This window comes from Pseudoalteromonas sp. KAN5, assembly GCF_022846535.1.
GTDB lineage: Bacteria > Pseudomonadota > Gammaproteobacteria > Enterobacterales > Alteromonadaceae > Pseudoalteromonas > Pseudoalteromonas haloplanktis.
The window spans coordinates 859,000-883,759 of sequence record NZ_AP025589.1; the positions used below are offsets into that span (position 1 = coordinate 859,000).

The 24,760-nt window shown below is 40.6% G+C and carries 22 protein-coding genes and 1 pseudogene; 12 read left to right on the forward strand and 11 right to left on the reverse strand.

Going from position 1 to position 24,760, the window contains the following annotated elements:
* Positions 1 to 8: 8 nt before the first annotated feature.
* The 5 genes from KAN5_RS03750 to KAN5_RS03770 all read left to right on the forward strand — a co-directional run bounded on the left by KAN5_RS03750 (position 9) and on the right by KAN5_RS03770 (position 9,477).
* Positions 9 to 644 (forward strand): CatA-like O-acetyltransferase, encoded by a 636-nt coding sequence (locus tag KAN5_RS03750; RefSeq protein WP_016707535.1) that lies wholly within the window; start codon positions 9 to 11, stop codon positions 642 to 644.
* 176 nt (positions 645 to 820) lie between these two features.
* Positions 821 to 3,742, forward strand: coding sequence for a ligand-binding sensor domain-containing diguanylate cyclase (locus KAN5_RS03755; RefSeq protein WP_244390527.1), 2,922 nt, complete (start codon positions 821 to 823; stop codon positions 3,740 to 3,742).
* Between the two features lie 204 nt (positions 3,743 to 3,946).
* Positions 3,947 to 5,185, forward strand: a complete 1,239-nt coding sequence (locus tag KAN5_RS03760) for a M23 family metallopeptidase (RefSeq protein ID WP_016707532.1) — start codon at positions 3,947 to 3,949, stop codon at positions 5,183 to 5,185.
* 162 nt (positions 5,186 to 5,347) lie between these two features.
* Positions 5,348 to 6,172, forward strand: a complete 825-nt coding sequence (locus tag KAN5_RS03765; protein ID WP_138554692.1) for a M90 family metallopeptidase — start codon at positions 5,348 to 5,350, stop codon at positions 6,170 to 6,172.
* Positions 6,173 to 6,297: 125 nt separating this feature from the next.
* Positions 6,298 to 9,477, forward strand: a complete 3,180-nt coding sequence (locus KAN5_RS03770) for an amidohydrolase family protein (protein WP_244390528.1) — start codon at positions 6,298 to 6,300, stop codon at positions 9,475 to 9,477.
* A 51-nt stretch (positions 9,478 to 9,528) separates the two neighbouring features.
* On the opposite strand, the gene KAN5_RS03775 is transcribed toward KAN5_RS03770, so the two are convergent.
* The gene (locus KAN5_RS03775) at positions 9,529 to 10,110 is read right to left on the reverse strand and encodes a TetR/AcrR family transcriptional regulator (RefSeq protein WP_016707529.1); all 582 of its coding nucleotides are present in this window, start codon (positions 10,108 to 10,110) and stop codon (positions 9,529 to 9,531) included.
* 92 nt (positions 10,111 to 10,202) lie between these two features.
* On the opposite strand from KAN5_RS03775, the gene KAN5_RS03780 reads away from it, so the two are divergent.
* Positions 10,203 to 10,679, forward strand: coding sequence for an HPP family protein (locus tag KAN5_RS03780; protein WP_244390529.1), 477 nt, complete (start codon positions 10,203 to 10,205; stop codon positions 10,677 to 10,679).
* A gap of 28 nt (positions 10,680 to 10,707) precedes the next feature.
* Here KAN5_RS03780 and KAN5_RS03785 read toward each other — a convergent pair whose 3' ends face one another.
* Positions 10,708 to 11,076, reverse strand: coding sequence for a hypothetical protein (locus KAN5_RS03785; RefSeq protein ID WP_016707527.1), 369 nt, complete (start codon positions 11,074 to 11,076; stop codon positions 10,708 to 10,710).
* Positions 11,077 to 11,226: 150 nt separating this feature from the next.
* Between KAN5_RS03785 and KAN5_RS03790 the strand changes: the two genes are divergently transcribed.
* On the forward strand, positions 11,227 to 11,979 hold the full coding sequence (locus KAN5_RS03790; RefSeq protein ID WP_016707526.1) for a Nif3-like dinuclear metal center hexameric protein: 753 nt from the start codon (positions 11,227 to 11,229) through the stop codon (positions 11,977 to 11,979).
* Between the two features lie 13 nt (positions 11,980 to 11,992).
* Here KAN5_RS03790 and KAN5_RS03795 read toward each other — a convergent pair whose 3' ends face one another.
* Both KAN5_RS03795 and KAN5_RS03800 read right to left on the reverse strand, forming a co-directional pair.
* Positions 11,993 to 12,757 (reverse strand): ElyC/SanA/YdcF family protein, encoded by a 765-nt coding sequence (locus KAN5_RS03795; protein WP_244390530.1) that lies wholly within the window; start codon positions 12,755 to 12,757, stop codon positions 11,993 to 11,995.
* A gap of 52 nt (positions 12,758 to 12,809) precedes the next feature.
* Complete coding sequence (locus KAN5_RS03800; protein ID WP_016707524.1) at positions 12,810 to 13,697, reverse strand: LysR substrate-binding domain-containing protein; 888 nt, start codon at positions 13,695 to 13,697, stop codon at positions 12,810 to 12,812.
* Positions 13,698 to 13,988: 291 nt separating this feature from the next.
* On the opposite strand from KAN5_RS03800, the gene metE reads away from it, so the two are divergent.
* Positions 13,989 to 16,292 carry a 5-methyltetrahydropteroyltriglutamate--homocysteine S-methyltransferase gene (gene metE, locus KAN5_RS03805; protein ID WP_244390531.1) on the forward strand — a complete coding sequence of 768 codons (2,304 nt, stop codon included), beginning with the start codon at positions 13,989 to 13,991 and terminating at the stop codon, positions 16,290 to 16,292.
* Positions 16,293 to 16,329: 37 nt separating this feature from the next.
* On the opposite strand, the gene KAN5_RS17525 is transcribed toward metE, so the two are convergent.
* Together KAN5_RS17525 and KAN5_RS03815 are read right to left on the reverse strand one after the other, a co-directional pair.
* Entirely contained in the window at positions 16,330 to 16,470 is a 141-nt protein-coding gene (locus tag KAN5_RS17525; protein WP_016707522.1) for a DUF2897 family protein, read from the reverse strand.
* Positions 16,471 to 16,684: 214 nt separating this feature from the next.
* Positions 16,685 to 17,226 (reverse strand): annotated as a pseudogene (locus KAN5_RS03815) (acyloxyacyl hydrolase).
* Between the two features lie 239 nt (positions 17,227 to 17,465).
* Between KAN5_RS03815 and KAN5_RS03820 the strand changes: the two are divergent.
* Both KAN5_RS03820 and KAN5_RS03825 read left to right on the forward strand, forming a co-directional pair.
* Positions 17,466 to 18,062 carry an ABC transporter substrate-binding protein gene (locus tag KAN5_RS03820; protein WP_016707520.1) on the forward strand — a complete coding sequence of 199 codons (597 nt, stop codon included), beginning with the start codon at positions 17,466 to 17,468 and terminating at the stop codon, positions 18,060 to 18,062.
* A 258-nt stretch (positions 18,063 to 18,320) separates the two neighbouring features.
* Positions 18,321 to 19,658 carry an ankyrin repeat domain-containing protein gene (locus tag KAN5_RS03825; RefSeq protein WP_016707519.1) on the forward strand — a complete coding sequence of 446 codons (1,338 nt, stop codon included), beginning with the start codon at positions 18,321 to 18,323 and terminating at the stop codon, positions 19,656 to 19,658.
* A 57-nt stretch (positions 19,659 to 19,715) separates the two neighbouring features.
* Here the strand turns inward: KAN5_RS03825 and KAN5_RS03830 are convergent, their stop codons facing one another.
* From KAN5_RS03830 to KAN5_RS03850, 5 genes are read right to left on the reverse strand one after another with little or no spacing between them, the layout of a single operon-like run.
* Positions 19,716 to 20,183 carry a DUF2069 domain-containing protein gene (locus KAN5_RS03830; RefSeq protein ID WP_016707518.1) on the reverse strand — a complete coding sequence of 156 codons (468 nt, stop codon included), beginning with the start codon at positions 20,181 to 20,183 and terminating at the stop codon, positions 19,716 to 19,718.
* A complete protein-coding gene (gene wrbA / locus KAN5_RS03835; protein ID WP_016707517.1) occupies positions 20,180 to 20,734 on the reverse strand; it encodes an NAD(P)H:quinone oxidoreductase in 555 nt (184 codons plus the stop codon). Before wrbA ends, KAN5_RS03830 begins: the two co-directional genes overlap by 4 nt.
* Positions 20,734 to 21,081 (reverse strand): arsenate reductase (glutaredoxin), encoded by a 348-nt coding sequence (arsC, locus tag KAN5_RS03840; protein ID WP_016707516.1) that lies wholly within the window; start codon positions 21,079 to 21,081, stop codon positions 20,734 to 20,736. The genes wrbA and arsC overlap by 1 nt, the downstream gene beginning before the upstream one ends.
* Before the next feature lie 54 nt (positions 21,082 to 21,135).
* Positions 21,136 to 22,596, reverse strand: a complete 1,461-nt coding sequence (locus KAN5_RS03845; protein WP_016707515.1) for a M48 family metalloprotease — start codon at positions 22,594 to 22,596, stop codon at positions 21,136 to 21,138.
* Position 22,597: 1 nt separating this feature from the next.
* Positions 22,598 to 23,263, reverse strand: a complete 666-nt coding sequence (locus KAN5_RS03850; protein WP_016707514.1) for a hypothetical protein — start codon at positions 23,261 to 23,263, stop codon at positions 22,598 to 22,600.
* A gap of 133 nt (positions 23,264 to 23,396) precedes the next feature.
* Here KAN5_RS03850 and KAN5_RS03855 point away from each other — a divergent pair, with 133 nt between their 5' ends.
* Complete coding sequence (locus tag KAN5_RS03855; RefSeq protein WP_016707513.1) at positions 23,397 to 23,615, forward strand: sulfurtransferase TusA family protein; 219 nt, start codon at positions 23,397 to 23,399, stop codon at positions 23,613 to 23,615.
* Positions 23,608 to 24,681, forward strand: coding sequence for an AI-2E family transporter (locus KAN5_RS03860; protein WP_244390532.1), 1,074 nt, complete (start codon positions 23,608 to 23,610; stop codon positions 24,679 to 24,681). Before KAN5_RS03855 ends, KAN5_RS03860 begins: the two co-directional genes overlap by 8 nt.
* Positions 24,682 to 24,760 lie beyond the last annotated feature (79 nt).

Genomic DNA, 24,760 nt, shown 5'->3' on the forward strand with positions numbered 1-24,760 from the left:
TTTAAGTAATGATCCCAATTGATTTAACTACCTGGCCACGCCAACAACATTTTTCATTGTTTAAAGAGTTTACACAGCCTTATTTCAATGTATGTGTTCAGCTTGATGTAGGCGCACTTTATCAGTCCTGTAAAGTACAACAATGTTCATTTTTCCATGCTTATATTTATGCTGCGTTACAGGCGAGCAACACGTATCAGCCGATGCTGTTGCGTATAATAGATAACCAGCCTTGGCAGTTAGCTACGCAACGAGCCAGCGTTGTTGAACTTGCAGATGATAATACTTTTCGGTTTAGTTATTTATTGCAACAGTCAAGCTTTGCGGACTTTCAAGAGCATGCCAGTGCGGTAAGTTTAGCTGCAAAACAACAGCCGTTATTTTCAGAAGCTTTTTCATGCACTGAAGGACAGGCGGATTTGCTGCATATTTCAGTGTTACCTTGGTTAGATTTTATGAGCTTCTCACATGCTTTTAATCAAACCGATAATTTCGGTATTCCAAAATTAGTATTCGGTAAGTTTAATGCTAAGACTGGGAAAATGCCGCTTTCTATAGATGTACATCATGCACTAATGGATGGTTTACATGTGGCCAAGTTTGTTGAGCAACTGCAACTGTGCATTGATGAGCTATGTGTTTAGCTTAGACGTAAACAGATTGTGTTATTTAGTTAATGAAAATAAAACTAAGACTATGTTAGTATAATAACCGAACAGTCAAATGTAATGATAATTAACTACTAATAAATCATTATTAATTTAATTTTGTGTTAATGCTCAGTTGTTAGCTCGCCATAATTACAAAGGCGTTTAGTATAATGATTCATTTCAGTCTTTGCTTTTTCTTTTTTGTTGCTTTTAGCTGTTTAGCTGCTGAGCAAACACGTTTACCACTGAATGACTATTTTGCTGAAACATGGAATACCCGTTCGGGGTTACCGCATAATAGTATCAATAGTGTTGCGCAAACCAATGATGGCTATGTATGGATTGCAACTTGGGAAGGCTTAGCCCGTTTTAATGGTCGCGAATTTAAGCTATTTACTCGCTCAGAAATACCAGATCTACCTGATTCTGGTTTACGCAGTTTAGCCCCGCAAGCAGATGGTAGTTTGTATATTTCAGGAGCGCGCGGTGGTGTAAGTCATTTAAAGAATAGACAATGGCTTGTGCAAAACAATGCGTCAGCCATGGTTAATTATGTTTTAAAGACCCGCAGTGGTGAAATGTGGTTAGCATTAGAAGGCGATGGTATTGCATATCGTGATTATGATAATGGGCCAGAGCATACGATTTTAGTTAATTTAAGTGCGTATAGGCTAGTAGAAGATAAGCGTGGTGTTATTTGGGCTGCAACGAGCGATGGTTTATATAAGATAGAGAATAAAATAGCTCAATTGGTGACCCCTAGTAGTGGCTTGCCTCATAGCTCTATTTATTCGGCATTATTAACTCAGCAAGGTCAACTAATCGTTGCTGGAGAAAAAGGCGCGTGGCGATTAGTGGGTGACATGTTTGAAAGTATTCACCCGAAATTAGATGGAGAGTCTATCTCTAGTTTATTACAAGATGATCATGATGATATTTGGTTTGGTACTATCAATAAAGGATTATTTAGGCTTAGTGAAATAGGCTTAGAGCAACTAGATGCCGACTCAGGGTTACCAGCAAATCGTATTTTATCGTTAATGCAAGACCGTGAAAAAAGCATATGGGTGGGTACTAACGGCGGCGTATATCGATTACGAGAAGCACCATTTTCGTCATGGACGAAAAAACGCGGACTAAATGGTGATTATGTTCGCAGCGTATTATCTCATTCAGATGGCAGTATGTGGGTGGGCAGTAGCTTAGGTTTAAATAGAGTCAATAATGATAGCGTTGTAGCCATCCCCCCAGCTTTTGAGCAAGGCCCTTTATCCATTCTTAGCTTAGCCGAAGATAACCAAGGGGGTGTATGGGTTGGCACTTATACCAGTGGTTTAATGCGTGTAGTTGATAAAAAAATCTACCCCGTCATTAATCGTGATAATGGTTTGCTCAGTAATGAAATTAGAGCACTTTTGTTTGATAACGAACAACGACTGTGGGTAGGCTCTGCTGCTGGACTAACACGTATTGACCCTGACGGTTCTGTTGTTCAGTATACAACAGAGCAAGGCTTACCCGGCGATTTTATTATGGCGCTTGCGCTTGATAGCCGTGGCAATATTTGGGTGGGCACAGGTGTTGGTGTGGCAATGTTTAATGGTGAGTTAGAAAAGTTTAAAGGCCAGGCATTTCCTAAGCAATTTAATGCAGAATACGCATTTGGTTTTTATGCTCAGCAAAACTTTATGTGGATGACTACTGATAGAGGATTAATTCGCTTTAATATTATTACTGGTGAAATTGCCATACTCGGCCGCGAGCAAGGTTTACCCGTTGATAAATTGTTTCAGTTAGTTGTACAAGATGATTCATTTTGGCTGTCGAGCAATCGCGGTATTATTCAAGTAAAGCAACAGCAAGTAAATGAGTTACTAAATGATCCTAGCAGTATAAAAGGTCAAAAACTACAGTATCAGCTTTACGATGAAGGCGATGGGATGCTGAGTGCTCAAGCAAACGGTGGTTCTAACCCTGCTGCGACACTTCATAATGATGGCAGTATCTGGTTTGCGACGTCCCAAGGAGCAAGCACAGTTGTACCTGAGCGTATAAAACAAGCCTCACAAATCTCTTTGCCTACCGTGATCGAAAGTCTGTACGTCGATGGTAAAAATACCCCTATATTATATGATGAAGAATTAGTATTACCGCCAAGTACTGCTCGATTGTCATTTCATTATGCTGGCTTGAGTTTTATTATGCCGCAACGGCTTAACTTTCAAACAAAACTAATAGGTTATAATAATGAATGGGTTAATCGTCAACGCTTAACAATAACAGAGTATACGAATTTAGCACCGGGTAAATATACTTTTATGGTACGAGCAGGCTACCCGAATGGGCAGTGGCAGGATAACTATAAAACCATAAACTTTGTTATTCAGTCATATTTTTGGCAGCAAACAGGCTTCAAGCTTGTGATGTTTTTTACGTTACTCTTACTTGCCTTTGGGTTATATCAATATCGCCTTTATCATTATAAAAAAATCGAAAAAGAACTGATAATTCGAGTCGAGCAACAAACTAGAGATCTTCAGCAGCAAACAGATGCCTTTGCGCATCAAGCAACCCATGATCAACTCACCGATTTACCAAATCGTCGTGCCTTTGATAGTTGGCTCGCTGAGAATTTTTCTGATTTTAAACAGCAAGCTTTACCTCTGGCTATTGCCATTATGGATATAGATCATTTCAAACGAATTAATGACGGGTGGTCACATATTATTGGCGATCGGGTTATTTGTGTCGTTGCGCATTTGTTAAGTCAATGTGTTAAAAGTGATGCCAGTGAAGTTGCTAGATGGGGAGGTGAGGAATTTACCTTATTATTCCCAAATAAAACAGCGCAGCAAGCCGCGGAATTATGTGACGAATTACGGTTGGAAATTGCAAACTATGATTTTTCAACGATTGCCAATGGGCTATCTGTAACCGTTAGTTTTGGTGTGGCTGATTCATTGACTGTGAATGATTATGACCGGTTACTTGCGCAAGCTGATCAGGCTTTATATAAAGCTAAGACTATTGGTCGAAATAGGGTAGAGATCATATTTTCAGATACCTTAAGTGCAGAACAGCCGGAGTCTTAGCATGCTTTTTTGCAATTATTAATTGTGCGCTTTTTGTGCATTTTGTTTTTAGTTGAGAAAACCTGCTACAGGCCACACCATATCAGGTACATAAAATATGTTAATGTAAACATAAAAACATTTTATTAACATTTATTTAACCTTGATGCTATACCTTTTGTTCCCAGTTAGGGATCTTTTTGATATTTATACAAGGAACAAAAGATGAAAAATAATATAATTACCCTCGCACTCGCAGGTGTCTTAGGTATCTCACCTGCGGTACTTGCAGAAGGTCATAAACACGATAATTTTTCCTTTACAGCCGAGTCTATTGAATCACTAAAATTAAATGCTTTACTGGCTGTTGATGATACTCAGTTTGTATTTAATAATGCTTTATTAAATGAAGATTGGGATAACTTTTTTGCATTATATGCCCCTGCACTACAAGATAAACAAGAACTTATTTTACATTGGGCGGGCTTTACGAGTATTAATCCGAAAATTATTTTGGCCTTAATTGAGCAGCAAAGTGGGTTACTTTCAAACCCAGATGCTGATTTCAATAACCCTTTATCAGGTTTATCTGATGAGCAGGGTTTTGATGCCCAAGTAGAAGATGTGACTACAAAATTAAGTCAGCGGTTTTATGCTTTTAAGCAATGGCAAGAAAGCCAAGTTACGGCAAAAGAATCACAATCTACGCGTACGGCGATAACCAATTCGGCGAGCGTAAATAGCAGTACTGCTGCAACAGCAGCTTTGGTTAGTATGCTTAATAAACGTAAGAAATTGGCTGTGGAAAAAGGGAAGGCTAATCATGTTAGTAGCAATTTAATCGACTTTTTAGCGACTTTTGACAGCTTATTTCCAGATAGTAGTGTCCAATTACAACGTTCACCAAACAATGAGATACACAGTATTGATCAGCAAGCTCTAGCTGCTAGTTTTTCTATGGATCTACCCTGGCCATCTGGTTACTGGTATAGCGGTGGAGCCCACTCCAATACAGGTTCAGGGTATCCATACTCATCACTTGATTTTAATAATGGTTCAGGAGGTTGGGGAAGTAATACGCCCTATGTACAAGCGGCTCATGGAGGCACAGTTACACGTTTTTCATCGTGTAATATCCGTGTAACGCATTCTAGTGGTTACTCAACTAACTACTATCATATGTCTAACTTACAATATAACAGTGGCGATTATGTGCAACCTGGTGCATGGCTTGGCCGTTATGCTAATAGCTATAACCAAGCGCTATGTGAAGGTGGGCAATCGTCAGGCCCACACGTACATTTCACTTTGTTATATAACGGTCAACAGGTGTCATTGCACAATCAGTACATTAGTGGCCATCGTATCGATGTCGGCACTAGTAACTATGACGATAACTGTAACCGTTTCTACTTTGAACGTAATGGCTATCGTACTTGTGCATGGCAGCCACTGTATCGTTGATTGTAGTGCTTTGCTGTTTGTAAATTGCAGTGTATAACAGAGGTTAACTACAAGTAGCCGCAGCTCCTCAATGGATATGCGGCTTTTTATTTACCGTAAACTAATTGAATTTGTCAGCTAATGGACATATTAATACAGCATAGCTTTTAAGTGGACACTCATATGGTCAACGGATTATTAATGCTGGCGCTGATTGCGTTTGTCGTTGTTTATTGGCAATGGCCTGTCATTCAAAATCGATTGTGGCAAAGGAAATATCAAGACTTCCGTTTAGACGATAAACAAAAAGCCTTGCTACTACGTTGTATGCCAATTTACCAAAGAATGACCGATAGCGAACGAGAGAAGTTAGAGCGCCATATTGTCTGGTTTTTAAATGAAAAACGCTTTATCGGCTGCGATGGCTTAAAACTCAATGAGGCGATGAAGTTAATTGTTGCTGCTGATGCATGCGTTTTAGTGCTCAATAAGCCTTGGCCTTTATACCAAAATGTAAAAGAAATTTTGCTTTATCCAAGTGCATATTATGCCCCGCAAACGTCACGTGACAGCGCCGGGTTGGTGAGTTATCACAATACAGTGCGCCAAGGAGAGTCATGGCCAGGCGGCACTTTAGTACTGAGTTGGCATGATGTATTAGAAGGGAACCGCTTGCCAAGTGACGGCCATAATTTAGTGTTTCATGAATTTGCACATCAGCTTGATCAAGAAACAGGGAAAACAACGGGCACACCGTTATTAGCTAAACAAGCTGATTATCAACAGTGGGGGCGTGTTTTTAGCCGTGCTTTTAACCAGTTAAAAACTCATGTGGCTTATAACATGCCTCATGTTATTCATAGTTATGGCGCGACCAATGAAGCTGAATTTTTTGCCGTGCTCACAGAAACCTTTCTTGAAAAACCTGCCGAGTTGCGCCATTACGATCCTGAAATATATAGTTTGCTGGTCGGTTATTACCAATTTGACCCGATAAAATGGCATTAACCGCCAAATAACTGCGCTTTATCAGATATCACTGGTAACTTGTTGCTGATTTTGTTGCAATCACTCTTAATAAATCTCTTAACCAGAGTTTAGGTTAATAAACAACAAGAACAAGCGAGAATGTAATGAAAACAATGCTACATACAGCGATGGCTGTTGCAGTGTCATTGGCCTTATATGGTCAAGCTCAGGCACAAGATAACAATGATGAAAAGTGGCAAGTAGATGCCCCACAAGGACAATTTCTTGATGCGAGCATTAGTGTCTCACAAGGCACGTGGATGAATGTCGATGTCAGCCCTGATGGTAAAACCATCGTGTTTGATTTGCTGGGTGATATTTATACTATGCCGCTAGCTGGTGGCACTGCGGTACAACTTACATCTGATATTGCATGGCAAATGCAGCCACGGTTTAGCCCTGACGGAAAGCACATTGCGTTTACCTCAGATCAAGGTGGTGGCGATAATATCTGGTTTATGGATTTAAATGGTGAAAACCAAACGCCAGTGACTGATGAAACGTTTCGTCTACTCAATAGCCCTGCTTGGAGCCCTGATGGCGACTACATAGTTGCACGTAAACACTTTACTGCAACTCGTTCACTCGGTGCTGGTGAAGTCTGGCTTTATCACAAAGCGGGTGGTAAAGGTGTACAACTAACTAAACGCGCGGATGACCAAAAAGATTTAGGCGAGCCAATGTTTTCACCTGATGGTCGTTATGTGTATTTTTCTCATGATGCTACACCGGGGAAAACTTTCCATTATTCAAAGGATTCTGTCGCAGGTATTTATAAAATCAAACGTTATGATCGCCAAACCGGTGAGATCGAGACGATTATTGATGGGGTAGGAGGTGCAATTCGTCCAACCCCTTCCCCAGATGGAAAAAAACTGGCGTATATTAAGCGTGATGACTTCCAAACGAGCCTGTATTTATATGACTTAACCAGCGGTAAGCACACTAAGTTATACGATAAACTTGAACGTGACATGCAAGAAACGTGGGCCATCCATGGTGTGTATCCAACGATTGCATGGACGCCTAATAATGAAGAATTGGTGTTTTGGGCCGGGGGGACTATCCACAAGCTGAATGTGGGCGATGGCGATGTAGAAACCGTGCCATTTGCAGTTAAAACCAGTAAGAAAATACAAAAAGCAGTGCGCTTTACACAGAACATTGACAGTGATGAGTTTGACGTAAAAATGCTCCGTAATGTGCAAGTTTCGCCTGATGGTGAAACGGCTATTTTTGAAGCATTAGGGCATATTTATAAACGTGATTTAGAATCAGGAAAAATCAAGCGTTTAACAAAGCAGGACGACCATTTTGAGTTGTTTCCACAGTTTTCGCGTGATGGTAAAAAAATTGTTTACGTAACATGGGATGATAACGAGCAAGGTGCTGTTCGTGTTGTATCAGCACGTAGCGGTCGCGGTGATGATATTACCTCTGAGCCGGGTAAATATGTTGAACCAACGTTTAGTCCTGATGGTAAAACTGTTGTGTATCGTAAAGCCTCTGGCGGTAGTATTTTAAACCCTGACTGGTCTTTGCACCCGGGTATATATGCCGTTAGTAGCAAAGGTGGTAAAGCAGAACTTATTACTAAAAGTGGTTATCAGCCACAATTTGCAGCAGAAAATGATCGCATTTATGTAATGAGTCCTTGGCCAAAGCCCACATTGAGCATGATTGAGTTGGATTCTAAAAAAATCTCTAAATTATATGAATCTGAGCATGCCACCGAGTTTAGAGTATCGCCGGATGGCAAATACTTAGCCTTTGCAGAGCGCTTTAAAGTGTTTGTTACTCCTTTAGTGCAAAGTGGTAAAACTATTAATATAGGCCCTAAAGACAGCCAATTCCCAATCGAACAGTTATCTGTACGCGCTGGTGAGAGTATCAGCTGGAGCACTAATAGCGATAAACTGTATTGGAGCTTAGGCCCTGAGCTTTACCACGCTAGCTTAGCGGGTTTGTTTGATATTAATAAATCAGATGATGCTGACTTCAAAGTTAAAAGTGGTGAAAATATTGGTTTTACCAGCAAAATGGCTGAACCCAAAGGCATGATCGCGCTTACAGGGGCGCGCATAATCACAATGCAAGGTGAGCAAGTTATTGAAAATGGCGTACTGCTCACTGATGGTAAGCATATTAAAGCCGTTGGTAATGCAGCTGAGGTGAGCATTCCAAAAGGCGCGAAAGTGATTGATGTCACTGGTAAAACCATTATGCCAGGGATTGTTGATGCTCATGCACATGGCTCACAAGGTAGTGATGAAATCATTCCTGAGCAAAATTGGAAAAACTTAGCTGGTTTATCGTTGGGTGTCACCACTATTCACGATCCATCAAATGATACAACGGAAATTTTTGCAGCCAGCGAAATGCAAAAAGCGGGGAGTATTGTTGGCCCGCGTATTTTCTCAACCGGCACTATTTTGTATGGCGCCAATATGCCTGGTTATACCTCGCATATCGATTCGTTAGACGATGCTAAATTCCATCTAGAACGTTTAAAGAAAGTCGGCGCATTTAGTGTTAAGTCATATAACCAGCCTCGCCGTGAGCAACGCCAGCAAGTAATTGAAGCAGGTAGAGAGCTTGAGATGATGGTGGTGCCAGAAGGTGGTTCATTATTACAACATAACTTGACTATGGTAGTCGATGGTCATACGGGTATTGAGCATTCAATACCCGTAGCAAACATTTACGATGATATTAAACAGCTTTGGTCGCAAAGTGATGTGGGATATACGCCCACGTTAGGTGTTGCGTATGGTGGTATTTGGGGGGAAAACTATTGGTATGATAAAACTGACGTGTGGAATCACCCTCGCTTGAGTAAATTCGTGCCGAAAAATCAACTGCTTCCGCGTTCAATGCGTCGTGTTAAAGCACCCGATCACCACTATAATCACTTTAATAATGCTCGCGTAGCAAAAGAGCTGCAAGATTTAGGGGTAGTAGTGAATTTAGGTGCCCATGGCCAGCGAGAAGGGCTTGCCGCGCATTGGGAGATCTGGATGTTTGCGCAAGGCGGTATGACACCTCTTGAGGCAATTCGCGCCGCGACGCTTGATCCAGCTAAATACATAGGCCTTGATAAAAATATTGGCTCGTTAGAAGTTGGCAAGCTTGCCGATTTAATCGTGATTAATGGCAATCCGCTGACCAATATCCGTGATACGGATAAAGTAGATTACACTATGATCAATGGTCGCTTGTTTGATGCTGCAACCATGAATGAGATTGGCCAAAAACAGCGCGATAAACTGTACTTTGAGCAGTAATAGTTAACTTATTTTTGGACTATAACTTAAGCGGCTTCACTAGCCGCTTTTTTATGCTTGTACATCCATTAATCGACATAACAACTCAGGGCTTTGTAAAAAGTGATTAGTGGTATGTGTGACGCGGGCTTGGCAGATCATGCCTTCTTTTAGGGTCATTAGTAATTGCGCCAACTCGATTGCTTTAGCGGGCTGATTTTGCAATTGCGTAGTTTGACTGAGCGTGTCAATGAGCAGGTTTAATACCGCGTGTTTATGTGCTGCGCACAGCTTAGCAATTGGGTGATCAGACTGAGGGTATTCGGCCGCTGTATTAATAAAAAAACAGCCATTAAAATCACCAAGCTCAGGCGCTTTATTATCTATCCAACTTGCGATAGCTGCAAATAATGCCCTGGCAAGGTGTTGTGGTGTTGTACAGTTTACTATTTGCTTACTTAGCCATGTATTAAACCGTTGATCTCTGAGCTCTAGGCATGCACATACCAGCTCTTCTTTACTTACAAAATGGTTATAAAGGGTTTTTTTTGCCACATTTGCAAGTTTGAGTATTTCGTTAATACCGACACTGTGGATGCCTTTTTGATAGAAGGCATCCAGCGCAGTATTTATTATATGGGTGCGTTTATCCATGCTTACTCCTGAAAATATAAGCTTGACACAAGTAGACCGACTTGTCTATATTGTTGTGTGTAGACAGGTCGGTCTACCTTTGGGAGATAATTATGAACTATTCATTTTATAAAGCACTCTGTGCAGGTGTATTTTCTGCAATGACTTTATTGGTACTGGCGTATTTAGAAAGTTTAGGAAATTATGGTATTTGGTTAATGGCCCCTTTTGGCGCCACTGCAGTGTTAGTGTTTGGCGTACCCCAGAGCCCACTGGCAAAAGCAAAAAACGTGATTGTAGGGCATTTTTTGACGGCGTTAATTGGTGTTGTTTTTGTGAATTTTGTGGGTGTTGATCCAGTTAGCATTGCAGTCGCTACTGGCTTGGCGATTACAGCGATGATGCTTACAGATACCATTCATCCTGCGGCGGGAGCAAACCCTATTTTGATTATATTAAGCGGGCAAAGTTGGGACTTTTTGCTGATGCCGGTGTTGTTTGGTACGGTATTCATTGTGCTGTGTGGATCATTTTCAAATAGTATAAATAAAAAGTTTGCACAATTTGTGGCAGATAAAAAAACCGCTTAAAAAGCGGTTTTTTTAATAGACTAAAAGCTTACACTACGCCGCGAGGTAGACGACAATCGTGATCTTTTTCAGCGAGGTACACAATCCAAAACTCTTCGGCTGTGTAGCCATCTTCATTCGCTGTTGTAACCGTAAATGGTGCTTTTTTAACAGTTGCTTTAGCGGGAGCTGCTTTAGTTTTAGTTTTTTTAGCCGGTGCTTTAGCGGCAGGTTTGTCAGACGGCGCGCCTGATGTTAACTGCTCAGTTAATTCAGCAACATCTGCAAGGCGTAAGTTTTTTCCGCCATCGATGCTGTACCAACCAGGTTTAGTGGTTATTTCAGGTTTCTTACCATTGGCTGCTTCATATGCTGCTTCAAAGGCATTTAATACTTCTGTTTTGTCTAGTTTGCTCATCAGAGGCCCTATACGTTGTAAACACAGATTGAGAATATTTATTTATACCTATTTTTGACTTACTTTTCAATTTTTTGCGATTTTCCTTCCATTTTAGCCCTATAAACGCCAAAATTTGCACAGAATTTAACGCCAATCTGGAATAATAAAATGCAGCGCAGAGAATTTAACCACTTATTAAACACTATTTTAAAACCTGACACTATCCAAGATTTTTGTCCTAATGGATTACAAATTGAGGGGCGAGAACAGGTTAAAAAAATTGTGACAGGTGTCACTGCCAGTCAAGCACTGATAGATGCAGCAATTGCTCAGGGGGCAGATACAATATTAGTTCACCATGGTTATTTTTGGAAAGGGGAAGCACACCCCATTACGGGTATGAAAAAACGTCGTATAGCGTCGCTGCTCAACCATGATATCAATTTATTTGCCTATCATTTACCGCTAGATGTGCACCCAGAGATAGGCAATAACGCACAACTTGCTTTATTACTTGATTTAGAAATGACCGCAGGTTTAGAACCTATGGCAAATAGTGTCGCGGTAAAAGGGCGATTAAAAACCCCGCTAAGTGCTGAGGATTTCGCACAAAAAATTGCAAAAGTATTAGATCGAGAGCCGTTGGTTAGTTCAGTGCGTGATGAGCCAATTGAAACTATTGCTTGGTGCACCGGTGGTGGGCAAGGGTATATTGATTTAGCTGCAAACCAAGGCATAGACGCTTACTTGACTGGTGAGGCATCTGAGCAAACGATTCATAGCTCTCGAGAGCAAGGGATTGACTTTTTTGCCGCAGGCCATCACGCCACCGAGCGCTATGGTATTAAAGCACTCGGTGAATTATTGGCTGAGCATCATGGCTTTGACGTAACCTTTATTGACATCGATAATCCAGTATAACGCTGAGCTTGATTTATAGCGCCTCTGGGTCAATCCAACGGCGCATGCTTATCCACGTACTTCCTAGCACTTCATGCCAATAACTAGTAACAGCCTTTAACACTTCTACATTAGGAATGTATTGTTTGTGGCTAGGCCAGGCTGAGAAGTCGTAAAAATCCGTCGCGGCTGGGATCACATCAACGCCTTGGGCATTAAATAAGTCAGTTGCCCGGGCCATGTGGCTGGCTGAGGTGACCAGTGCCACTTTAAAATCAACAAGTGTTGGAGCTAACAGTTTTGCTTCGTCGGCGGTATCCATCGCTGCGGGGTTTTGTTTTATACGCGCAGCTGCAATGCCTAAGCTAATAGCTGTTTGTTGCATCAAGCTACTATTTGTGACTTTCCCATAGCCTCCGCCTGAAACAATAAGTTGCGCATTAGGATAGATGTTAGCTAGTCGCAAGCCTTCAATTAAGCGGCTTTTAGCACAATTGCCGAGTTGACTATTAGCATTCAGCTGTGGGTTGGGGTTTACATCACAACCAAGCACTACAATTTTATCGAGTATTGGCTGCTTACTTGAGGGAAAGGTGTATTTTAATTGTGTGGCCGGATCTATTATTTTTTGGCCAATAAAAGGGGTGCTGATAAGCAATAAACAGCTGATTGCAATGATACCAATATACGCGCTGAACTTATTGGTGCGCAAAGCGATAATCAAAGCAATAAAGCACAGCATGCCCAAAAAAGGTAACGGCATGAGCATTGCGCCGAGGATTTTTTTTAATTCAAACATTACAGTAGCACACATAAAAGGATTTTTTGTATGCTACTGCGTAACTGTTATTTTATCGACCGTTATTTAACTTACAAGTATTTAAAAAGTGACGATAGACTGGGTTATCTTTCATATTTTTCTTCATTGCTAAGTACATAGGGCGAGTTAACCCAAGTGCTCCCAGCGGAATCGATTTTATCAGCCCTTGGCTTTCGTAAGGTGTGACTAACCAATCAGGTAATGCTGCGACCCCCATTCCAGCACTCACCAGCTGAAAAATTAATAAGCCTTGATCAACCGTTTTTAATGTACCGTCAAAACGTGCATTTTGAATGAAATGCTTAAATATATCCTGACGTTCACGAGGAATAGGGTACGAAATAATGGTTTCGTTTTTTAGATCAAGCGCCGTGACATAGGCTTTTTTTGCCAGTTCATGATCAGGCGCAACAATTAGCTTAAGTTTAAAATCAAATAAATGTGCGTACTCAAGTTTATCTGGCTCACGAATATCTGAGGTTAATACTAAATCCAGTTCATCGTTGAGCAGGTCGGGTATAGCGTCATAACTAAAGCCGCGTTCGTAATCCACTTTAATATCTGGCCAAAAGTTATTGAACTCTTTAATCGTCGGTAGCAACCAATGAAAGCAGGCGTGGCATTCTACACTTAGGCGTAATTGTGAAATGGGTTGGTTAAGGCTTTCTTTCAAACGGCACTTAGTTGCTTCAACGCGAGGCAATACTTCGTTTGCAAGCTCTAGCAACAGCATACCCTGGGGAGTAAAACGTACGGGTTGTGTTTTACGCTCAAACAGTTGGCAATCAAGCTTATTCTCTAAATCTTTGATTTGATGAGATAAAGCTGATTGAGTCAAAAATAATTCCCGCGCAGTATTCACCAAAGAACCGGTTTCTTTCAAGGTTGCGATGGTCTTTAAATGTTTTACATCAATCATCTTTAATAATTCTCATGGTAAAAGTGAGTCTAACTCAGATTACAGACATAGTACGCTTTTATTGAAGATGCTTCAACGTCTAGATGGCTAAATAATCTCACTTGTTTTACGTAAATTTTACAACTTTACTATAGCACTAAAATTGACAGCGTTGTCATTGTGTTATTAGATATTTTTAAAATTATTTTCATGAATTTACCTCAAGTTGAAACTGAGAAAGCATCAGTTGTCTGATCATAATCACGAGCGTAAATTTTAGCCATCTAAACAGCTAAATGGAGATGGCATCACATGGCACGATTACATAACTTGGGTTTTCCACGCGTAGGTAAAAAACGCGAACTGAAATTTGCAGTTGAATCCTATTGGGCGGGGAATATCACTCAAACGCAGCTACTAGCGCAAGGTGAGACTATTCGTGAAGAAAATTGGGCACTGCAAGCCAGTGCGGGGGTTGAGCTATTACCTGTTGGTGACTTTGCTTGGTACGACCATGTCTTGGCAACTAGTTTGTTAGTGGGTGCGATCCCTGAGCGTCATAGAAAAGCATGTGGTAGCGTCGATCTGGATACTTTATTTCGTATTGGTCGGGGCCGTGCACCTACTGGCTGCGCGTGTGCAGCAAGCGAAATGACTAAGTGGTTTAACACTAACTATCATTATATTGTGCCAGAGCTTAGCTGCGATCAGCAATTTCAGTTAACGTGGAGTGAATTATTTGAGCAGGTGGAACAAGCACAAAAATTAGGCCATCAAGCGAAAGCGGTGTTAGTCGGCCCAGTTACTTATCTTTATTTGGCTAAATGTGCAGGTCAAGAGTTTGATAAATTAAGTCTACTCGAAAAGCTACTGCCTGTTTATCAACAAGTATTGGCTAAACTTGCCGTGCAAGGGGTTGAATGGGTGCAAATTGATGAACCTATTTTGACTCTTGAGCTCACGCAAGAGTATCGAGATGCACTAAAAGTAAGTTGCAGTGCATTAGCAGGGCAAGGTGTAAAATTACTACTTGCCAGCTATTTTGATTCGGTGAGTGATTATTATACCGATATTGCGAGTTACCCCGTTGAGGGCGTGCACTTTGATTGTGTTACTGTTGAGGGCGTGCACTTTGATTGTGTTACTAGTGATGTTGATATGCTAAAACTCGACTCACTGCTTAGTTCAGCGCAAGTGCTGTCACTTGGCGTCGTCGATGGGCGTAATATTTGGCGCACTGATTTAGAGACTACTTATGCGAAGGTCAAAAACATTGCCGCAAAGCGAGGCGATAACTTATGGCTTGCACCATCATGCTCGTTGTTACATACCCCTGTGGATTTAGAGCAAGAACAAGAACTAGATAATGAGTTACGTGCGTGGCTTGCATTTGCTAAGCAAAAAGGACAAGAGCTGGCATTATTAAAAGCCACACTAATCAGTCATGATATCAGTGCGTTGCAAAGTTATTGCGCGCCGATAAAAGCGCGTTTGACATCAAAAAGTGTGAATAACCTTACTGTACAACAACGTGTCAGTGCATTAATGGTAGCAGATGGTCAGCGTAATAGCGCATTTACTCAACGTATCGCTAAGCAACGCGCGGCACTTAACTTACCATTATTACCTACCACAACGATTGGCTCATTTGCACAAACACACACTATTCGCCAAGCCCGTCGTGATTTTAAAGCTGGTAAGTTATCAACTTTACAATACCAATTGCAAATGGCAGCAGAAATTCGCTACGCAGTTAAAGAGCAAGAAGCGCTTGACCTTGATGTGTTAGTCCATGGAGAAGCTGAGCGTAACGATATGGTTGAATATTTTGGTGAGCTTCTTGAAGGTTTTGCTTTTACTCAATTTGGCTGGGTGCAGAGCTACGGTACTCGCTGTGTGAAACCTCCAGTAATTTGGGGCGATGTGTCCCGTGAAAAACCAATGACGATTGAATGGATTCACTATGCACAATCCCTAACAGACAAGAAAATGAAAGGCATGCTAACAGGTCCTGTGACTTTATTATTTTGGTCATTCATCCGAGATGACTTAGATAAAGCAACCATTGCCAAGCAAATTGCACTTGCACTGCGAGATGAAGTGCTTGACTTACAAAATGCGGGTATCAAAATTATTCAAATTGATGAACCAGCATTTCGTGAGGGCATGCCGCTAAAAGTAAGCCAGTGGCAAGCCTATTTAGAGTGGGCTGCGTATGCATTTAGAGTGTCGGCCAGCGGCGTAAAAGATGAAACGCAAATTCATACCCACATGTGCTACGCCGAGTTTAACGACATCATTGCAGCGATTGCAAATATGGATGCTGATGTGATCACCATAGAAACGTCACGCTCAAACATGGAATTACTTGACGCATTTGAGGGGTTTGCATATCCAAATGATATCGGCCCTGGGGTATATGATATTCATACGCCAAATGTGCCAGACATCCAGTGGATAAAAACCCTGATCCACAAAGCGGCGCGAAAAATACCGGTTGAACGCTTATGGGTTAATCCAGACTGTGGTTTGAAAACTCGTGGCTGGGAAGAGACGCGACAAGCGCTCGATAACATGGTTAAAGCAGCTAAAGAGCTCAGAGCTGAACTAAAATAGGTTAAAGAGCATCCTCTACGAGCAAGGCCCTACTCGGTTAGGGCTTTTTTTGCTGTTTGGTGTCTGCTTTTTTATCCGGGATTTTAAAGCCAATTTTTGCTGAGTGCTTTAATAGCATGATATTGCCGATAATAACTGCGAGCACAACTATAATAATCAGGACTTGCCAAATCTGCATAACGTGTAGTGATAAATTAATTTTTAGCTAGTTTAGCCGATATTATGCACCTTATACCAATCGACTTAAATATTTAACCATTCTAGCGGGCTAAATAAAGCGCTAACTGCGTTATAAATTTTTCGTGTAGAACAACTACATGTCAAAATTTATGCCTTGTTATCACTCCATTTATCTGTCGCTATAAATGGTCAGTAACTTAACACGATTGGAATTAAAAACGCCTTGCTAACGACAGAGAAATAAAATCAAGCCCGGGGTTTGGACTTTTAAAGCCTGCATTTGAATAATGTAAATAACGTAGTGCGGCTTTGGTTTTTCCAAAGTCAGCCACAAAGCCGAGGCGGTCTTCAAATTGGTAGTGGGTACTTACGTCTTTGCCAGCAAAATGAGTGTCATTAATTAATGAAACCCCAATTCCTGCTTCAAAAAAAGAGGGATACCTGCCACTGACCCGATTGGGTATTGAAATACAGGCGACAAAGCGAGCACGGTATTGGTCTGATGATTATTTTCAGTACCATATTGCCAAAAGTTAATACTTGATTCTAAGTAAATATGAGTATTCTTAAACAGTGATTGTAGGGGCTCAGGATGATACTGATATGCTAATTTTATTCCTTTCACATCACCTTCACCCTGAATGTAATCAATCGCATAACCGTGAGGCGAAAGCATGGAATCGCTGGCATAGGATAAACCACTGGACATGAAAGTTAAGACTAAAACTACTAAGGTGAGTTTCTTAAGCAACATTAATAAAGCTCTTATGGTGTGAATGATATTTACAAAGTAAGGGCGAGAAGAATGTTAATTCAAGTAGCATAAATTCACAGACTCTGTGCATTTATGCAAGAGTTTAGCTAACAAGATGAAATAAAAAGATTAAATCTATTGGTGCCAGATTGGCATTAATAAGGTGCCATTTTGTGTCTTTTTAATCTCTTATAGACAGCGTAAATTACCCTATAAGATTTACTTAGGAATTTTCAACAATGACTTTATTTAGCCGTTTTTTTTTAGTTGTTTCACTTTTTTTTAGTGCTTCACTGTTCGCGCAGTCTCAACCGTCACCACACCAGTTGCTCACCCAAGTAGGTGATCAGCTGTTTAGCGAAATTGGCAAAATAAACAGTCAAGGTAGTGCAAGTAAAAATGACATGGCGCAGATTGTTGAACAGTATTTAATGCCTAACATTGATATTAAATTTGTGTCTTATAAGTTGTTAGGTAAGCATATAAAAGGGATTGAGCGTGAACAAGCGACTGCATTCATCAGTGCGGTAGAGCATTACTTAACCACAACATATGCAAGTGCGTTAATGAAATATACTGGTCAAGAAATCAAGTTTGAAGAAAGCAGTGACACAACAGCAGGTGATTTTGCCACGGTAAAGACACAAATCATTGATGATAATGCGCCCACCATTGACCTACATTTTAAGCTTCGTCAAGGCAAAGATGGCAGCTGGAAAGTGTACGACATTGTTGCTGAGGGTATCTCATTACTTAGTGCAAAACAAAAAGAAGTGATCCAACGAATTTCAGAGGTTGGGCTTGATCAAGTTATAGCTGAACTTAATAGTAAGTAATCTTTTTAAGTACGTCTCCAACCAAAAGCGGCACGCTGTGAAAACACCGTGCCGCTTTGTTATTTTCTTTTAAAATCACATTGTTTGTCTATAGCGTGTGGTTTTGGGTATGCTAGAATAAACGCCAATGTAACCTCTTGCATTTTTAATTAGCAGAGCACATATAATTATATTAAGCGCAGTGTCAGTTTTTAGTTGTTAAACTTATCAACTGACCTTTGTACCGAGCAAGACAGACACTGGAGTTGTGTTTTTTTAATGGAAAATGTACTTATTTGGCCGAAAGAATACCCGTTACTAGTCAAAGGACTTATTGAGCAAAACGGTGCATTCATTTTAGACGCTTTAGAAGCATGGCCTGCATGTCGCTCGACAGAAGAAGATGACGGTGTATGTACCACTGTATTACCGCCTATTTATTACCTAACCTGGTTAACTCCCCTCGAGCCATTTGAAGAGTGTTTTTTTCAACATATTTGTGAGTATGATGAAGCGGCTCAGCAATATATTTTAGCAGCAAAAAACTACTATTTTGACAACGATTACAGCCCCGAAGGCCTCGTGTTATTACTGTGTCAACGTCTTGAAAAATATGCGGGTGTTGCTGCGCAAACAACGATAAAAACACCGATCACATTACTGTCTCAGTTATTTTCAAAACGCTATTTTACAGTGATTGAGCATGTACTTAATGCGGGCAGTAAAATGACGGCAGAAGATGCATTGGCTTTATGGAAAGAAGTTGATTTTAGAGAGCGGTTAAGCAGCTTTATTCCAGATGCAATTGATGATGTAAGTACGCTTAGTGATTTAGCTGCGCAAAAAGTGGCCAGCGGTAAAGATTATTTTACCTTGCTGACCCAAGTATCGCCTGAAGTTGACTCTGTGGTGTTACTAGAACAAGCATTGCTGGCACACTTAAGTGTTAAAACGGCTAAGCAAACAATGGCTATGCGGTTTATAGAGCAAGGAGCAACAGGAACGCTTGCGGATGACAATGGTAAAACGGCTTTCATGTGGGCAGTTGAAAAAGGCTTTGTTAATTTAGTACAGACCCTTTTAGATAAGCAAGATAAAAAACAACGTGATGTGCTTGGTAACAGTGCTTTACATTATGCTGTATTAGCAAAAAATGAACCGCTGATGGTACTGTTATTGAAGTCGGGGTATGATTTTCGAGCGCGTAATAGTGATGGGTTAAGTTGCTATCGTTTAGCCGTGAGTGTTAAAGCTACTCAATTAGTTAAGTGTCTCGAACGAGACTTTGGCATCAAGGAATTATCGCCAGAAGGGCAGTTTTCACGAATTAAGAAAGTTCATGGTTTACATGCGATAGTGACACTGTTATTACCATTGCAGCTGTTTTTCTTTTTTGATGATTCGATAGCAATCAAAAGTGAGTTGACGCTGTGCTTAACTATGTTGGCAATCGTCTGTTTCTTTTTTGCAATGAGTTTAAAACGCTGCGCATTATACCCTCATTTAAAGCACCCATGGGGCTTGTTTGTATTACGCTGTTTTTCATTTTTTAGCTTAATCGCGCAACTAGGCTTAGCGAGCATCGTTGCACTTGCAACATTGAGTGAGGTTGTGTAGTTCATATTTTATATAAAAAACGCGCCAATTGGCGCGTTTTTTGTTATATATATCGGGTTAACGATTTTTTCTATCGTATTCTTGCTCTGCTTTTTCTTGTGCTAATTCATCTTTTAATTTACGAATTTTCAGTCCTAGTTCTTGGCCGCGATGGCGCGCATAATATGTGCAACCAATAAACATCATACTGGCAAATAATAACTCTAATAATACCCATAGCAATTGATCTTGTGCGACCCATAGTAGTGTAAAACCATGAATAAAGTAGAACATAACGATGAAATTAGCCCATGCGTAGGTGTAGGGCTTATCTTGAATTATGCCTTTTAGTGGTAGTAATAACGGTAAAATATACACAGTAAAAATAAAGCCGTTACTGTGGCCCTCTCTAGGAGCAATTAAAAATAACCAAAGTGGCATAAGCAGTAATAGGCCAACATAGCCGATAATAGCAATACGCTGGAAGCGAACTGTGATGGCTTTTTTCGGCGTTAGTTGTGGAGTTACATCGCTGCGGGTTGTCATTGTAATTTTCTCGTGATTTTAACTAGGCGTTGACCAACGCTTTGACAAATTTTTATTTCGTCTTTACTCAATTGAGCACTATTTTGTGAACCCGCTACATGGCTTGCACCATACGGAGTCCCACCGGTTTGTGTTGCAAGTAATTCAGGCACTTCGTAAGGTACACCTAGTAACATCATGCCATGATGTAACAGGGGTAATGACAGGTTAAGCAAGGTTGCTTCGTTTCCGCCATGCATACTGCTTGAAGATGAAAACACACACGCAGGTTTATCGATTAACTGCCCTTTAAGCCAGATATCGCTGGTGGTTTCCCAAAATGCTTTTGCTTGGGCGGCCATCATACCAAACCGCGTAGGGGTGCCAAATGCTAAACCATCACATTGAATCAAATCATCTTTACTGATCACGATATCGTGAGGTTCTCTTTTTTCAAAAGTACGCAGCAGTGCCGTGGCACCTTGATATTCAACTGATTCTGCTATCTCATGAGCCATGGCGGCAACTGAGCCATGACTTGAGTGATACAAAACAACGATAGTCGTGCTCATTAAAGTACGCTTAGGACGTTTTCAGGTGGACGGCCCAATGCTGCTTTATTGTCGTTAATGACAATTGGGCGCTCAATTAGCTTAGGGTGAGCTTGCATTGCGGCGATTAAAGCACTTTCATCATGCTCATTTTTAAGGTCTAGTTCTTTGTAGATATCTTCTTTGGTACGCATTAATTCACGTGCTGATGAAAACCCTAACTGCTGCACTAAAGTACTGATCTGCTCAGTGCTAAGTGGTGTTTTTAAATATTCGATGATATCTGGTTGAATCGATTTTTGTTCAAGTAGGGCCAAAGTTTCACGTGATTTTGAGCAACGTGGATTATGAAAAATAGTAACAGACATAGTAACAATCCAATTAGATAAAGTAGGGCTATTTTAGGGCAAGCAGCGCGAGACTTAAAGTCTCGCGAGCTCTTTTTGCATTTGTCGGTATTGAGTTAGCAGTGCTTTGAGGCGCTGTTGTTTAATTAGTTCTTGCGGTTCGACAAAATTAAGTGCTTTTTGAACTTCGTCAGCGGCTTTTAAATAGGCGCCATATTGCGCTAATACTTCAGCATTCGACTCGTGGTAAGCAGCTAAGTTTTCTTGCTTTTTGTAAGCATCCGTTAATAATTGCATGCCTAAATTATGCTCAGGCTTTTCCAGCAAAAATGACTTTAAAATAGTCACTGCAAGATCATATTGTTTAGCTTCTATGGCGGCATTTGCGTAGTTTAATGTAATGACTTGATTGTTGGGACGATTGTCATGCAATGTAGCTAAAAACTTTACTGCTTCATCGGCTTTATTTTGTGCGATCAATAAATCGGTATGTGTATCAATATAAAATAAATTTTTAGGATCAGACGTTAAAAGCTTGTCTAAAATTGAAGCGGCTTCATCAAGCTTTTTTTGATCCAATAAACTAATACCTAAACCATAGTTAAGTGCCGTTGTATTATAGAAACTGTTTTCACGAATGAGTTTTCTGAATAAGTTTTCTGCCGCTTCGGGTTTATGGTGATAACGAGCAACCACTCGACTTTTGGCAAGATTAAAATCCAAGCTATCTGGAAGTTGTCGTTTTTCAAATTGTTGCGCGCGCAAACGAACATCTGAAACTCGGCTCTCTGGCAATGGGTGAGTCAGTAAAAATGCCGGTGGTTTATATTTGTAACGAATTTGCGCTGCAAGTTTAGTTAAAAACTCACTCGAAGCGTAGGGGTCAAACCCTGCGTTATTGAGCGTTTGCATACCAATACGATCAGCTTCTTGCTCCGCAGAGCGACTGTGAGTTAATTGGCTAAATGCACTTTGTGTTTGACTTGCTGAAATAATTGCAATCCCCGCATCGGGTGATACCACAGTCGCTAAAATACCAGCAATCATCCCAGCGATTGTCATTGCGCTGTTATCTTGCTGCTGTTGCAAGCGGCGTGCAAGGTGGCGCTGTGTTACGTGAGCTATTTCGTGCCCTAATACCGAAGCAAATTGGCTCTCATTATCCGATTGTGCAATTAAGCCTGTGTGTACACCTACATGCCCACCATAAAAAGCAAATGCATTTATTTCAGGGTTGTTGATCCAAAAAAATGAAAATGGAAAACGTACATCATTGGCACTGGCCACCAGTTTTCGGCCAAGTGTGGTTAAGTATTCATCAAGCACTGGGTCGTTAATGACTGGCGAAGAGCCACGAATTTGCATCATCATCACTTTACCAATCGCTTGTTCTTTTTCAAGAGGTAAGGCTTGTAATGCTGAAGTACCAAGATCAGGTAGTGTAAAACTGGATTGCGCCTTTAATGGCTCACTTACCAGCACACTAAATGTTAAAAGTGTACTGAATAATGTAATAAAGGCTGATTTAAGCTGCATTTTATTCCTTGTTTTGGTTTTCACCGAGCATCAGTTTTGCAATGTCAATTTCGTCACTGCATGCTCTGCTGTCTCGTTCGCATAATTGATATAACTCTTTGATTGTGACCCCATCTAGCTTTACAACGTTCAATTCTCTTTGTAAAAAACTAATGATTTTATGCACAACTTTATGTGCGTGTAAAATAAGCGCCTTATCTGCTTTATCCCCACGCTCAAAGTAAAAGCCAATAAATTTATGTAATTGATTAATGCGGATCAAGCTTTTCATTGAAACCGGATCCCACTCTTTAAACTCCATGAATCGGTTATCTTTTACGTAAGTATCTATTGTGGCGTCTTTAGCGTAGGGTAGAGCCCACAATTCGAAGCCTCTGTCTGTGAATACTTGATGTAACGCAATCCGTGGTTTATTAACACAGTGAATTTCTCCAAAAGTGTCTTCATGTCCGTCTAATAGATCGAGGTTCCAATTACGTTTATCAATGATTCTTTTCACTGCATTATCAAAACCATGCTCTAATATCCCCTCTGACTCACTAACAGATGAGGCCACCAAGTGATAGAAAGGCGGGAGTTCGCCCCAATTTATTTGTTTTTTATACCAGTTAATTTCTTTAAGCGTTGGATTACTGGGTAGTTGCGCTTTATTATGCGTACCAGACATTAACTTATCCTTACTACAAATTATGTTATAAGGATAAACTATTGCGATGCGTGTTTTAAGAAAAAGTTACATTTGTTATCAACACCGCTGATATGAGACTTATTATTCATTTTTATAGAGTAGATAATTAGTTATGCTAGAACAAGATTTGCGAGGATTTACATGCCCACAGCAATTTATACAATTTAAGTTAGCATTACGCGAAGCGGTCAAAACTGAGCAAGCTATTAAGTTCACTTTTTTGGCGCATCAATCGACTCGAGATATTGAACGTTTTTTGCAAAAAAATCATTACCTTTACCAATTAGAGCAACAACATGGGTTGTTAATCGTGGAGCTAAATCGTGTTTGAATATGTAAAAACGTGGTATGAAAGGAAGTTTTCAGATCCACATTCTGTGACGTTATTATTTTTACTACTGGCGCTAATGGCAATGTTTTATTTCTTTGGTGCGTTTATCGTACCGGTATTAATTGCATTGGTCATTGCCTATCTACTTGATTGGCCAGTAGCGCACATAGAGCGGCTTGGCTTGCATCGTTTTACTGCCACTATTATCGTGATGTTGATTTTTTCAGGTTTAATGTTGACTTTAGTTATTGGGATGGGGCCTGTTCTTTGGCAGCAAGCTAGTAACCTAGTACAAGAAACGCCACACATGATAGAGCAAGGAAAGTCTTTCTTATTGCATTTACCTGAGCAGTACCCCAGTTTAATTAGTGCAGAGCAAGTACAGTCAGTGGTCACAAGTGTCGAAACTAAAGCCATTGAATTTGGTCAAGTGCTGTTATCGGTGTCTTTAACGTCATTAAAAGATGTCGTGGCTTGGCTTATTTACCTAATTTTGGTGCCCCTACTAGTGTTCTTTATGCTCAAAGATAAGCTTGAATTGATCGGCAGTGCTGAAAAACTGATACCAAAACAGCGTCGATTAATATTGCAGGTGTGGCACGAAATGAACCAGCAGATCATGAATTATATTCGTGGCAAAGTGTTTGAAATTTTGATTGTTGGTGCTGTCTCGTTTATCGCGTTCACTATTTTTGATTTACGCTATGCCGCGTTATTAGGTGTATTGGTTGGCTTATCGGTGCTCATCCCGTTTGTGGGCGCGGCTTTAGTGACTATTCCGGTTGCAGCTGTAGCACTATTTCAGTTTGGTTTAGAAACACAATTTTGGACGATATTAATTATTTATGGCGTTATTCAGGCGCTAGATGGCAATGTATTAGTGCCGTTACTGTTTTCTGAAGCGGTTGATTTAAATCCAGTGTTTATTATTGTCGCAGTATTGTTTTTTGGTGGTTTATGGGGATTTTGGGGGGTGTTTTTTGCCATCCCACTCGCTTCTCTAGTGAAAGCGCTACTCAACGCTTGGTCAACTAAATATGAAGAAGTCGCGAGCGAACAAAACTAGCTTTAGTCATAAATAGCATAGATAACGCACTTGAGAGACTAATTGATTATTACGCAATGCATTAATTTTATGTAGAATG